This window comes from Epilithonimonas sp. (genome assembly GCF_032055105.1).
Classification (GTDB): domain Bacteria; phylum Bacteroidota; class Bacteroidia; order Flavobacteriales; family Weeksellaceae; genus Epilithonimonas.
In genome coordinates, this window is sequence record NZ_DAMBRK010000014.1 from 70832 (window position 1) to 83802 (window position 12971).

Annotated in this window: 13 protein-coding genes; all 13 read left to right on the forward strand. The window is 36.4% G+C overall.

The window, feature by feature from the left end:
• The first annotated feature begins 1 nt into the window (after position 1).
• The 13 genes from RTY06_RS12320 (at position 2) to RTY06_RS12380 (ending at position 12971) form a co-directional block, all read left to right on the forward strand.
• Positions 2–316 (forward strand): DUF4133 domain-containing protein, encoded by a 315-nt coding sequence (locus RTY06_RS12320; protein WP_040995597.1) that lies wholly within the window; start codon positions 2–4, stop codon positions 314–316.
• The gene (locus RTY06_RS12325) at positions 288–3359 is read left to right on the forward strand and encodes a TraG family conjugative transposon ATPase (protein ID WP_312825234.1); all 3072 of its coding nucleotides are present in this window, start codon (positions 288–290) and stop codon (positions 3357–3359) included. The genes RTY06_RS12320 and RTY06_RS12325 overlap by 29 nt, the downstream gene beginning before the upstream one ends.
• Positions 3346–4071: a hypothetical protein gene (locus RTY06_RS12330; protein ID WP_228374833.1), complete on the forward strand. Its 726-nt coding sequence runs from the start codon at positions 3346–3348 to the stop codon at positions 4069–4071. Before RTY06_RS12325 ends, RTY06_RS12330 begins: the two co-directional genes overlap by 14 nt.
• An 11-nt stretch (positions 4072–4082) precedes the next feature.
• On the forward strand, positions 4083–4769 hold the full coding sequence (locus RTY06_RS12335; protein WP_034975933.1) for a hypothetical protein: 687 nt from the start codon (positions 4083–4085) through the stop codon (positions 4767–4769).
• 1 nt (position 4770) lies between these two features.
• Complete coding sequence (locus RTY06_RS12340) at positions 4771–5436, forward strand: hypothetical protein (protein WP_034975931.1); 666 nt, start codon at positions 4771–4773, stop codon at positions 5434–5436.
• Positions 5437–5442: 6 nt separating this feature from the next.
• On the forward strand, positions 5443–6273 hold the full coding sequence (locus RTY06_RS12345; RefSeq protein ID WP_034975929.1) for a hypothetical protein: 831 nt from the start codon (positions 5443–5445) through the stop codon (positions 6271–6273).
• Between the two features lie 167 nt (positions 6274–6440).
• A complete protein-coding gene (locus RTY06_RS12350; RefSeq protein WP_312825238.1) occupies positions 6441–7511 on the forward strand; it encodes a hypothetical protein in 1071 nt (356 codons plus the stop codon).
• A 54-nt stretch (positions 7512–7565) separates the two neighbouring features.
• Positions 7566–8180 carry a conjugative transposon protein TraK gene (traK, locus tag RTY06_RS12355; protein ID WP_034975926.1) on the forward strand — a complete coding sequence of 205 codons (615 nt, stop codon included), beginning with the start codon at positions 7566–7568 and terminating at the stop codon, positions 8178–8180.
• A 1-nt stretch (position 8181) separates the two neighbouring features.
• Positions 8182–8535 (forward strand): hypothetical protein, encoded by a 354-nt coding sequence (locus tag RTY06_RS12360; protein ID WP_028123304.1) that lies wholly within the window; start codon positions 8182–8184, stop codon positions 8533–8535.
• The gene (gene traM / locus RTY06_RS12365) at positions 8531–9739 is read left to right on the forward strand and encodes a conjugative transposon protein TraM (RefSeq protein WP_028123305.1); all 1209 of its coding nucleotides are present in this window, start codon (positions 8531–8533) and stop codon (positions 9737–9739) included. Before RTY06_RS12360 ends, traM begins: the two co-directional genes overlap by 5 nt.
• Before the next feature lie 4 nt (positions 9740–9743).
• Positions 9744–10613 carry a DUF4138 domain-containing protein gene (locus RTY06_RS12370; RefSeq protein WP_028123306.1) on the forward strand — a complete coding sequence of 290 codons (870 nt, stop codon included), beginning with the start codon at positions 9744–9746 and terminating at the stop codon, positions 10611–10613.
• A 10-nt stretch (positions 10614–10623) separates the two neighbouring features.
• On the forward strand, positions 10624–10980 hold the full coding sequence (locus RTY06_RS12375; RefSeq protein WP_028123307.1) for a hypothetical protein: 357 nt from the start codon (positions 10624–10626) through the stop codon (positions 10978–10980).
• On the forward strand, positions 10980–12971 hold the full coding sequence (locus RTY06_RS12380; RefSeq protein WP_034975924.1) for a type IV secretory system conjugative DNA transfer family protein: 1992 nt from the start codon (positions 10980–10982) through the stop codon (positions 12969–12971). The genes RTY06_RS12375 and RTY06_RS12380 overlap by 1 nt, the downstream gene beginning before the upstream one ends.

Sequence of the window (12971 nt, forward strand, 5' to 3'; positions counted from 1 at the left end):
GATGGGATTCTACCTTTATAAGGGGCTGAAAAAGCCCCTTGTATTCTTCGGACTCAAAGGGAAATACATCTTTTACGCAGTCGGTGTTATCGGTGGCGGGGTCATTTCAGCATTGGTACTCTCAAAGTTCGGTCTCTTAGGCTCTTTACTTGGTCTTGCAGTCACCGCAGGCGGAGTTTATCTCATCTTCAGAAGACAGGATAAATATGGTTTGTATGACAAAACCAGAAACTTCGATCACATCTTAATTTTTCCAAAAAGGTTAGGCAGTAATAAACTTTTAAAGAATGGCAACAACAAAAAAACAGGCATTTAGCATTCCTTTTATAGGTTATGATTATGGAAAGGATTTCAATTGGGATTTTGATGTTCTTTTCGGACAATACGGAAACCCTATTATCGGGATCAAGATAAAAAACATCGTAGAACAGTACTCGGCGGACCCGGATAGCTATCTCAACTTTCACACGGTTTTAAATCAGGTGGTATCGATCATTGGAGAGGGGAGAATCGTTCAGAAGCTCGATATTTTTTCCAAAAAAAAATACACCGCTGAACAATCCAACCAATTTCTACAACAAAAATATTCGGAACATTTTGACGGCAGACTTTTCAAAACCATCGAAACGGTGCTTTTGTTTACAGATATCATCGATGATAAACTGAAAAAGAAAAGAAAGCAATACAATTTCTCCGATAAAAGCTATAAAGAACTTCGGGACAAATGCCAAAAAGTATTGATGCTTTTGAAGCAGAATGACTGCGAACCTCAGTTTTTATTTGAGAAAGATTTTGAATACTACATTTCGGGAGTTCTGTCGATGCAGTTTACCGAATCTCCAACATTCGATAATATAAAAAGCACCAACGAATTTTTGCAGATCGGAAACAGATTCGTAAAAAATATTTCTTACGTGGATGTAGAAAACATTGATTTGCCCTCAGAAATTGAACCTTATTCTGTTCTCGGCGGTAACGGTGCAGCTGCTGAAACAGCAGTTGATAATTTTAGTTTTATCAATGAACTGGAAGATTATGAGACCATTGTATACAATCAGATTATTACTATTCCAATTCAGGCGCAACAGCAAAGGGAGCTTGATAAAAAGAAGAAAAAGCACGAAGGAGCAGCTAACAATTCTCCTTCCAATGCGATTATAGCAGATGAAATTCAGACTCTGCTTCATAATATTGCTGTTGATGGGCAATTGGTGGTCAATGCTCATTTTTCAATATTGTTTTCAGCCCAGACACTGGAAAAAATGGAAAACATTCAGTCGATGATTGAAAATAAGCTTTTCACAAAAGGAATCATTGTTTCTAAAAATGCCTACAACCAGTTAGAACTTTGGCGGTCGGCAATTCCGGGCAATGGAACAGAACTTAGGGAATATGATCTTTTTATGACGACAAGCGAAGCGGCCTTGTGTTTTTTTTTTAAAGAAAGTTACCCCGTCAATGAAGAATCCAATTTCTATTTAAGATTTACCGATAGACAAGGCGTTCCGCTAAAAGTAGATCCTTCGGATTTACCGATGAAAACAGGAAGAATTAATAACAGAAATAAGTTCGTTCTCGGACCTAGTGGTTCAGGCAAAAGTTTTTTAATGAACAATATTATCGAGCAGTACTTGACCTACAATTATGATGTAGTGATTGTTGATACAGGAGATTCCTATTCAGGAACTTGTAAATATAAAGGAGGAAGATACATTCAATATACCGAAGAAAAGCCCATTACAATGAATCCTTTTCTGATGGATAAAAAAGAATTTAATATCGAAAAAATCGAATTTTTAACCAACTTGATTTTCTTGATTTGGCAAGGTCCCGATGCTGCAATGTCATCCGCTCAAAAATCCATTTTAGATAATGTGTTGATGTCGTATTACCATCAGTATTTCAACTCAGGAACACAGTGGTATGAAAATAAAACTTCTGAAGAACTCATTCTCTATCTAGGTAAATACAACATTCACGAAGATGATCTTTTTTCTGAATATGAGAATGAAGCCAAAGGACAGCATACTTACTATGACATTTTGGGAATTACTTTCGATGCCAGTTCCGATGAAATAAAAGAAGCGGGAAGAAAATTGTTAAAATTCTATCATCCCGATAAGAACATCAATAATCCTGAATATGAAAGTGAAAATTTCTATAAAGTCTATGAAGCGTATGACACGCTGAACGATGAAGAAAGAAGGAAAATATACAATGAGACACAGTTAATTTTAATCAAGTCGAATGACATCAGGCAACCCAGATCAGCTGAAGAATGGAATGAATCCTTTAGAAAAGCCATTATCAGAAAAATAAAAGAACTGGAAGAAAAGCTGGTTGTAACAGAACTTTCGTTCAATGGGTTTTATGATTATTGTGATCAATTTCTTCCTATTTACCTAAATAATAAAAAACACAATATTATAGAGAAGGAATTCAATCTGCGCACCTATTTATTTGTCCTGAAAGATTTTTACAAAGGCGGAAGGTATGGAACGACTTTAAATGAAAGTGCCGATAATACGCTTTTTGACGAATCTTTTATTGTTTTTGAAATTGATAATGTGAAGGATAATCCCAAACTGTTTCCGATAGTAACGCTCATTATTATGGACACCTTTATTCAGAAAATGAGGTTAAGAAAAGACCGTAGAAAAGCACTCATCATCGAAGAAGCGTGGAAGGCCATTGCGAGTAAACTGATGGGAGGATACATCCTTTATTTGTACAAAACGGTGAGGAAATTTTGGGGAGAAGCGGTGGTGGTAACGCAGGAACTGGATGATATTATTGGAAATGCGGTGGTTAAAGATTCCATCATCAATAATTCGGACACTTTTATATTGCTGGATCAGACGAAGTTCAAAGATAATTTCGACAAGATAGCTTCGCTTCTTTCACTTAATAAAGTAGAGCAAAACAAGATTTTCACCATCAACAATCTCAACAACAAATTCGGGCGAAGCCGATTCAAAGAATTCTATTTAAAGAGAGGTTCGAAAGGAGAGGTCTATGGGAATGAAGTATCTCTGGAGCAATATTTAACCTATACCACAGAAAAACCGGAGAAATCGGCAGTTGAATATTATGTACATCAATATGGCGACTATGATGAAGCATTGCGCAGAATAGTTGGTGATCTCAAAGTCTTCGGAGACAGTCTGGAAAACTTAGTGTCACTCGTGAACTTATATCAAAATCCATTAGATAAAAAAATCAATTCTTTCTACAGAATAATGAAAAAAGAACACAAAGGGAAGAATGTTTTCAAAGTCATCTCACAGGAATTAGAAGACCGCCAAATCACTTTTTCAGAATTAATCAGTAAACAAAATTACGCTTATGAAAACCTTTAAAGCTATAAATTTTCCAAGAGGATTTCGTTACGTTTCATCTCTGGCGAACCACATTAGATTGAAGGTTTTTCTACTCATTTTCTCCCTATGGGGGACAATTGGATTCGCTCAAAACACTTACATCGACCCTACCGTAACGGCGGCAATGATTCTGTATTCTGAAAATCTAAAAGCCAAACAAAATGAAGTAATCGAAGAGACCTCAAAGTTAAAAGATGCTCAGATCTGGGTAGGAACACAGATGGTGGCAGCCAATGACATTCAGAATAAAATTCTGAAAGGCTTGAAAGAAGTTTCAGGAACATTACAAAACGGAATTCAGGCACAGGAGATCTACTCAGATCTCAATAAATGTTATAGTTATTCCTCACAAGTGGTACAACTAGCATCAGAACATCCTGAGTATGCCATTTTTGGGGTGAAAGCTTCACAAAAGACCTATGAGCAAAGTCTAAAGATCGTGACAGATGTATCTGATATTCTCGCATCCGGAGAGCTGAATCTGGCTACTGCAGGAGATCGATATAAAATCTTGCATAATATTTCCGGGAACGTCAAAAATCTGAAGCTTTGGCTTTTGGCGATTAAATTAAGACTGGAAAAAGCCAATCGACTAGGATTCTGGAATTCCATTAATCCATTTGCAGGCTACATCAATACAGACAAAGCTATTGTTGAAAATATAATGAACAGGTACAAACGGAATTTTTAAAAAATTACAAAATGTTAAAGAAGATTCTTCTTAGCCTATCTATTCCGGCTGTTTATCTTGTGTTGACATCCTCCGGTGGTGGTTCTACACCAGCATGGCAACAGGAAAATGTATCATTTCCGATGATGGATATAGAAATCAATGCCACGATGAAAGAACACGACAGGCAAAAAGAAATGCGACAAAAACAAATTGCGAATGCCACCGTAGAAACGGCCAATAGAAACCAATGGAACAATTTTAAAGAAAAAATCACCAAAGTTCAGGACAGATTGCGAATTGTTTCATTTGCCATTCAAGCCATACCAACAGGAATAGCAATGAGCAGGGAAATAACAAAAATAACCAACAATCAGACTGCTATTATCAATGAAATAAACGATGCTCCTTATTCCATTATATCCGTTTTGCCTTCCCAAGTTCAGTTTGTTGATGATCTGCAAATGGTAACACGGCTTGTAACCGGGATCATTTTGTCTTACGGAGCCATCAATCAAATGGAAAAATCAGAACGTAAAGTATTATTAGAATATGCTTTGGGCGAAATAAAAACATTGAGCAGGAATTCCACGCATATGCTTCTGAAGATAAGGGATATTAAAGCCAAAGTAAAACGCAATAAAAGAGCCTTTCAATATTATGTCAACAAAGATAAGCAGGTGGTTGAGAACATAATGAGTCACATCAAATCTTTCTAAAATGAAAAAAATATTTCTTTCCGGAGTTTTATTCTTCTCCGTTGCATCGGTAAAAAGCCAGCAAATAGTCATTAATGATAAACTCCTTTCGCAGATCACCGTAAATCACGGTGTTCGATTGGGAAGCGAACAAGCTTTTTTGGATTCCTATGAAAAGCAAAAAGAATTGTATGATGACATCAACAATAAAATCACGCAGATCATAGCCATTCAGGAGTATATCTATCAACAACTGAAAAATGTGAATTCAGCTTTGACCCAGAGCAAGAAACTTATTTATCTCTATCAATATTTAGGTAAAATAGTGACGAACTCCAATAAAATGCTGGATCTATCAGCGCAGCATCCTGAATATTCCGTACTCATTTCAAAATATTATGTTGAAATAGGCAAGCAGACGATGAAGCTTCAGCAGGAAGTTACCCAGGATATTCTCAATGAAGACAAAGATTTTCTGATGGATGCAATGGATAGGGAAATGCTTATTGAAAAGATATTTACCCGTGTCAGAAATATCAACGGAAATATTCTGTACATCAATTTACGGTTAGAGAATGCCAAGAAAATCCCTTATCTGTATCAGGTTCCGGTTCTCCGCAATTACATCAATATAGACAAAGCCATTGTTGGCGACATCATCACTAAATACCATTACCTCTTTAATTAAAAAATTATGGGAAATCTACTAAAAAAAATCAGTCTATTTCAGTTGCTCTTTTTTACAGCCACTGTGTTTGGACAATTGAGTGTAAAGAGATTGAATGACCCTTCCATTGTTGCTCAACATAAAAGAATTGTCTTTCAAGATTGGGGAGATTGGAGACCATATCCAAAATATTTTTTGGGAATCCAAACCAATTTTGCCTACGCAACAGTCTGGGGAATATGGGCTCCAAAGATCAACAGGGATTATAAAGACGGTGAAGATATTCGACCATTAAAACCTACAGGGGTGCAAAATCAGAGATTCGCCCAGTTAAAATTTCAGGAGGAAGAAGCAAAAAAAATAAAAGCAGCTTCAGATACCATTCATAAAAGAAGTGTTCAGGATTTTGCCCATTGGACGTCCGCTACTGTTGATGCCGATCCTCTTTGGCTTTTGTATTACAAACGAATGTTAAAACCAATTACCGAATTCCCCGACCATCCACAAAATTTTATTGAATGGAGATTGAAAGACCAACAAACGTTTGAAACGCTCAATACGACAGGAACCATTAGAAGGCTTAAGGAAGAGCTGGATCTCATCAAAGAAAAATACGCAATGTCCAGAAGTATGGATATGCCAAGAGGAAAACGGTTCATTATGTACCACGAAACCCTTATTAAATGGAGAAAATTTGTGCGAGAGTTAAGGGATTACAATAACAAGACAACACTTCTTACAGATTACAAAAATATTTTAAAGAACCATTCAAATTATGCTTTGCCACCTGGTTGGACACCCGCTTCAGACCAGCAAATTGTTCAAAATTTGATGAATCATTATAAACACCGATTTTAAAAATGAATAAAACGATAACATTAACTTTTTGCTTATTAACAATTCTTTTACCTGTTATGGGTTTCGCCCAGACAGACGGTGATTACAGCAATCTACTCCAATTTTTAAAGGGAGATGGTGCCTTTGAAAAGTGGTTTATGGAAGTTTTTACAAAACTGGACAACAGTGTGCAGGATAGCGCCGCCGGTTCAGCTTTGGTAGGAAAAGCAATAGGCGGTTTAGGCGCTCTGATGTACCTCGGGTACATGGGTTGGCAAATGGCAGCCGGAGATAGAGAATGGGAAATCACACCGATGTTGAAACCAATTCTTATCGGATTTACCCTTGTTTACTGGAGTGGATTTGTCAGTATGATTCAAGCGCCATTTGAGGCCATTGCCGAACCCGGAATCTCAATTTTCAACGATATAGAATCGGAAGTCAATGATTTACGGGTCGAGAGATTTAAAAAGCAGCAACAATTACTGGATGCTGTCATCAAATTAAAGGCGGAAGAAGATGCCAAACAGGAAGTCATTGAGAATACTACTGAAGATGCGGATGATTCGTGGTATGACATCAGCGAAGGATTGGATAAACTCATTCAGCCCATCAAGGAATGGTCGATAAGAATGGAGTTCCAAATGCAAAAATTAGTAGCAGAACTCATTGAATTTTGTTGTCTTTCCATTCTTCGGATTTGTGTATATCTCATTTTCTTCATTCAAAAAATATGGTCTTACATTTTAATTATTTTGGGGCCGATAGCTGTTGGAATGGCTCTTATTCCCGGATTTGAAAATTCATTATACAGTTGGGTATCAAAATTCATCAACATTAATCTTTACACTTTTGTTGCCTATACGATCATCAACATCGGTCAGCAATTGATCGCTTCCGGTTATACAATGGAGATCGAAAGGTATGATACCTTATTATCCAATGGAACCATTACCAACTTAGACGCTTTGATGGTCTATGTGAGCAACTCCGGAATGATCTACAATCAGCTTTTCACCTGTGTTGCCTATGTTGTTACGGGAATCGGAGTACTAATGACCCCAACCATTGCAGACAGTATTGTTTCTGCAGGAGGGGCGGGAGCAATGACGAAAATGAAAAGTGCAGCAGGAAAAATGGCAAGCAGTGCTAAAACAGCAATATTGGCTGCCAAAACAGGAGGAGCTTCTGTAGCAGCAAGTGCAGCAGCAGGTTCAGCATCAGGCAGAGTTCAAAGAGCGATGAAAAAAGGAAAATAAATGTTGTACGAATGACCAACAACCAAACATTATCAACCAACAACTAAAATAAAGATGCTTATCAAAAATATAGAACAAAGAATCAAGATCAACAAGGTCATTTCTTTATCCACCATTGCTTTTGCTGTTTTCATTGTCATTGCCGGATTTTTCTTTGCATACAGAATGATCGAGGATTCCAGAAAATCAATTTACATTTTAGACAATGGCGTTCCGGTTCTTGCCAAGCAGACTGATGTCCTGCTGAACCGACCTGTTGAATATAAAGCTCAAATTGAATTATTCCACAGATTGTTTTTCACACTCGCTCCCGATGATACCTATATCAAGGATAATATTCAAAAGTCATTGTATCTTATTGATGACAGCGGAAAAAAGGAATATACGAACCTAAGGGAAAAAGGATTTTACAATCAAATAATAGCTTCCAGTTCGATGGTCAGTATCCATACCGATTCGATTACGCTTAGTATGGAACAAAAGAAATTTAGCTTTTTCGGTAAGCAGATGATCACAAGAAAATCTTCTGTCATTACGAGGAAGCTCATCACCGAAGGTTTCTTTGAAGACATCATCAGAAGTCCCAATAATCCTCACGGTGTGATTCTTAAAAACTGGCGAATCATCAATAACGAGGAACTGTCCAATCAAAATAAAAATTCTTACTAAAATGGAAACTACATTAAAACAAAAGGGTCAGAAATGGCTGCAGTGGGCAGTTCAAAATCCAAAGAAATTCTTCACGTATTCAATGATTCTACTGTCGGTTTCATTTATAGGGTCTCTAATTCAAGGTATCTTTTTCCCTTCCGAAACAGCATTTAAAATAAGACCTCCGGTTCTCTATTCTAAAAATAAGTCGAGTCAAAATCTATCTGTCAACAATGATAAAGAGATGGAAAAAATAGTACAAGAACTGAAAACTTTAAAAGTGAAAAGAGACAAAAACGCACTGAAAAAAGAAGACAGTTTACGAATTGACTACTTGTTCAACCAATACCAAAAATTAAAAAATGGACATTAAAAAAATAAATTTTAAAGAAAAAAAATATGTTCTGCCTCTTTTGGCTCTGCCATTTCTTTTTCTTTTCGGCTACGTAGGAGCACAGTTTCTCAAAGAAGATACTTCTGAAAAAAATAAACCAAAAGAATTGTCACTATCACTCGGCGATACGCAAGATTCCATTATGACCAAAAATGATGCGTATGATGCTTTTTTCAAAAAAGAGGATAACAGAACGATGCTTGGTGGTTTGGATAAAGAAGAAGATAGTTTATTGAACTATGATGACCAATTGTCACTGGACCAAAAAAGAAAAATTGACTCCTTAAAAGCAGAAAACGGAAGACAAAACAGATACCAGGCAAAAGAAAATCAATCCTCGTATTACAAACCAAATCAATCACAGAGGGATGACAAAGATTACAACAGGTCTTCAGAAATCATTAAAATGCTGAATGACAAATCTTACGGGAACCAAGAAGATAAATACGCAGATACACCAAAAGAAAAGACACAAAGTGTCCAACCAGACCCTGTAAAATATCTGAAAGAACAAATGCTCGTGATGGATTCTTTAGAAAAATCCCGTGATCCTGAGTACCAAAGTAAACTCGCAGCAGAACAAAAACTGAAGTCCAATAAAGAGAAAATGGAAGATTTTCTTAATTCAACTTTCAATGTGAGCAAATCCGGAATCAACAGTGGTTTCAATGCTTTCTATAAGGAGAAAGAAAACAGCTTTATCAAAGCGGTCATTGACGAAAATAACAAAGGCTTTCTTGGAAGCAGGATTAGGTTCCGATTGTTGGAAGACATCTTTGTCGGGAACAAAAAAATAATCAAAGGTTCGATATTATACGGACAAATCTCAGGATTTTCAATGCAGAGAGTCAATCTCAACATTGTATCTGTATTCACAAAAGGAGAAATCTATCCTGTCAATCTTTCGATTTATGATGTTGACGGGATGAAGGGATTGTACGTTCCGCAAAGCGTTTTCAGAGATATGATGCGGGAAATGGGAAGTAACTCAGTACAAGGAACTCAGATGGATATGGGCGGAAAAGGATTTTTCTCAAGCATTGGATCCAGCCTGTTTACATCAACATCTAAATCTATTGCCAACCTGATCAAAGAAAATAAAGCAAAACTGAAATACAACTCATATGTCTTTTTGATCGACGAAAATCAATTGAAAGATTCACAAAACCAACAAAAAAAATAAAACAATGAGAACTTTATTATACACCCTTTTAATATTCACAGCTCAATTTTTCACGGCTCAAACTGCAACCAAAGAACAGATTGTTTCCGATTTACCTGAGATTGAAATTACCGAAGGCATCAACCTGCATATTATCTCGCCTGAGCCCATTCAGTACGTGGATTTGTCAACAGAAAAACTGACTGGAGATTTGCCTTCTACAAACATTGCCAGAATAAAGATCACAGACCATCCTGATTCTGACGAGAAAGGAAAAATCAATATACCTTCCGTTTTTGTTAATGGAAATACTATTGGGATCATTACCGTTGTCGCACAATCTTTCATTGCACAGTATAAAGTGGTGCATAGAAATCAGGATAACCTCAATACGATTACCAATATTCATATACAGCCCGAAGCGATGCAGCCTGTAGAATTTGATAAAATGGTGTTCTCTAATCTTGAACTGAGAAAATTTTCGATGGATATTATTCGAAAAAAATCTGAAAAAAATCCGATTAGAGAAGAAAAAAATCTAAAACTCAGCTTCCAGCTCAATAATGTCTATGTGATGAGTGCTTATATTTTTTTAGATATGACCATCAAGAATAATTCTAATCTGAACTATGATATTGAGGATTTGAAATTCTCCTTGGAAGACAAAAAAATACACAAAGCCACCAATAACCAAAGTGTAGATCTAACACCCATTTTACAGCTCAATCCGCAGAAACACTTCAGAAAAAATTTCAGGAATATTTATGTTTTCAAAAAATTCACTTACCCAAACAGTAAAGTGATGATGATTCGCTTGATTGAAGAACAGCTCTCGGGGCGCACCATAGAAATGAAAGTCAACTATTCAGATATTCTGAAAGCAGATACCTTTTAATATTAAGACTATGGAAAATTTTACAGTTATGCTGTGTTTTGCACTGGTGATATTACTATTTACCTACCATTCTGTTGCTATAATTATTATTTATAAAAAACGAAAAGAATTTATCATTGCCTATAAAAGGGTGTTAAACCTTAAAGATTGGTGTGATAAAATATCTGAAGAGCCAGGTCACTCATACATTATCGAGAGTGTCGAAAAAAGAGGAAATGAATTAATAAATAAATTGAATCTGTTGAATGCCAAACTTGTTAAAATACAGGAACATCATAAAAATTTGCAGGAACGGCAACAGAAGCTACACGATAGTTTACTGGAAGAACACAAATTACTGAATCAATATTTCGAAAATTATTCTTAATGCAAGAGCAACAACACCAAATAAAGATCTATGGCTTTCTACAAAAAGCGGTGTACGCAGTCGTAGCACTCGATTGTGCTTCGCTTTTCTACCTTAATGCCAATGTTCCGGTAGTATCAAACTTGTTGAAAAATTTTTCAAAGTTGAGTTTTATCTACCCTCCTATCAATGCCAAATTTGCAACATTGATTCTGATTGGATTAGTGGCTGTCGGAACAAAAGCCAAGAAAAAGAAAGACCTTAATATTAGTAAAGAGATTATTGCTCCTATGATTTTGGGATTGCTGATGATTTTTTCTTCACTGGTTTGGCAGAATGAGGCAGGAAATGAAAAACTTCCAAGAGTGTTTCCCGGATTTAATCTCTATCAGGGAATCTATGCAGTTCTTTCTTTTTTAGGGGCAGTTATTCTTCAAATGGGTGCAGATAGTATTTCAAAACTGATGCAGCAGAAAATGGGAAAAGACCGATGGAATGTTGAAGAAGAATCTTTCGACCAAAATCAGGAATTGGTAACATCGGATGTCACAATCAATATTCCATACTTGTTCCGTTACAAAAACAAAAGCAATAAAGGTTGGATGAACATCAATCCTTTTAGAGGAACGATGGTCATTGGAACACCAGGTTCTGGTAAATCTTTTGGTGTGATCAATCCTGCCATAAGACAAATGATTGCAAAAGGTTTCTGTCTCTGCATCTACGATTTTAAATTTCCTGATCTAGCACAGATTGCATACTACCATTATTTGTTGAAAAAAAGTAAGGAAGCAGACTACGATTACAATTTCCACGTCATTAATCTGAAAGAGGTTGAAAAATCAAAACGAGTCAATCCATTTCACAAAAAGTACATCCAAACTTTAGCAGAAGCCCAGGAAATGGCAGAATCAATGGTTTCATCTCTACAGAAGGGAGGTTCGAGTTCCGGAGGTGGTTCTGAAGCTTTCTTTACCCAATCCGCCATCAATTTTCTGTCTTCCTGTATTTATTTTTTTGCAACATTTGAAAATGGAAAATATTCTGATCTGCCTCATATTCTTTCCTTTATGAACCGCAGTTATAAAGAAATTTTTGACACACTTTTTACCAACGAAGAAATTTTCTCTTTGCTTTCGCCTTTCAAAACGGCGTATGACAACAAAGCGTTTGATCAGCTGGAAGGACAAATTGGAACTTTGAAAATATTCCTTTCCCGATTGGCAACTAAAGAAAGCTTTTGGGTGTTTTCGGGAGATGAAGTGGAATTGAAGATTACTGATCGTGAAAATCCATCCATTATCATATTAGCATCAGATCCGGGAACACAGGATATTAACTCAGCCCTTTATTCCTCGGTGTTAAACAGGACTTTAAGATTGATCAATTCCAAGCACAATTTACCGGGAGGAATTATCGCAGACGAATTTCCGACGATTTATATTCATAAAATTGATAACATCGTGGCCACTGCAAGAAGCAATAAAGTTGCTGTAATGCTTGGATTACAAGAAATTCCGCAGCTCAGACAGTTCTACAAAAAAGAAGTTGCAGATACTATTTCTGCGATTGTTGGAAATATTATTTCCGGTTCTGCCAGAGACAAAAATACATTGGATTGGTTGGAAAAACTATTTGGGAAAATTAAACAGAAATCATACTCACAATCAATTTCACAGCAAGGGACGACCACCAGTATTAATGAAAAGATGGACAATATGATTCCTGCCGGAAAAATTGCGGCTCTGAAAACCGGAGAAATGGTTGGAATGATCGCACAGGGAGAAGAAAATGATGCTGAGGAATATAAAACGTCTGCAATTAGTGGTAAAATTAACCTGGATATGAAAGCGATTCAAGAAGAAGAAAAAAACTATGTTAAAATGCCATCTTATTACTCTTTTGTAGATAAAAAAGGGGTTAACCGCAAAGAAGAAGTGCTGATGACCAACTTTAGAAAGATCAACAAAGAAGTGGAACTCATTGTGAATGAAAATATTAAAGCTGCGTAA

What these genes read in the sequence shown, in the direction of transcription:
- RTY06_RS12320 (WP_040995597.1), top strand. Translation starts at nt 2, where the DNA reads ATGGGATTCTACCTTTATAAGGGGCTGAAAAAGCCCCTTGTATTCTTC.
- RTY06_RS12325 (WP_312825234.1), top strand. Translation starts at nt 288, where the DNA reads ATGGCAACAACAAAAAAACAGGCATTTAGCATTCCTTTTATAGGTTAT.
- RTY06_RS12330 (WP_228374833.1), top strand. Translation starts at nt 3,346, where the DNA reads ATGAAAACCTTTAAAGCTATAAATTTTCCAAGAGGATTTCGTTACGTT.
- RTY06_RS12335 (WP_034975933.1), top strand. Translation starts at nt 4,083, where the DNA reads ATGTTAAAGAAGATTCTTCTTAGCCTATCTATTCCGGCTGTTTATCTT.
- RTY06_RS12340 (WP_034975931.1), top strand. Translation starts at nt 4,771, where the DNA reads ATGAAAAAAATATTTCTTTCCGGAGTTTTATTCTTCTCCGTTGCATCG.
- RTY06_RS12345 (WP_034975929.1), top strand. Translation starts at nt 5,443, where the DNA reads ATGGGAAATCTACTAAAAAAAATCAGTCTATTTCAGTTGCTCTTTTTT.
- traK (WP_034975926.1), top strand. Translation starts at nt 7,566, where the DNA reads ATGCTTATCAAAAATATAGAACAAAGAATCAAGATCAACAAGGTCATT.
- RTY06_RS12360 (WP_028123304.1), top strand. Translation starts at nt 8,182, where the DNA reads ATGGAAACTACATTAAAACAAAAGGGTCAGAAATGGCTGCAGTGGGCA.
- RTY06_RS12370 (WP_028123306.1), top strand. Translation starts at nt 9,744, where the DNA reads ATGAGAACTTTATTATACACCCTTTTAATATTCACAGCTCAATTTTTC.
- RTY06_RS12375 (WP_028123307.1), top strand. Translation starts at nt 10,624, where the DNA reads ATGGAAAATTTTACAGTTATGCTGTGTTTTGCACTGGTGATATTACTA.
- RTY06_RS12380 (WP_034975924.1), top strand. Translation starts at nt 10,980, where the DNA reads ATGCAAGAGCAACAACACCAAATAAAGATCTATGGCTTTCTACAAAAA.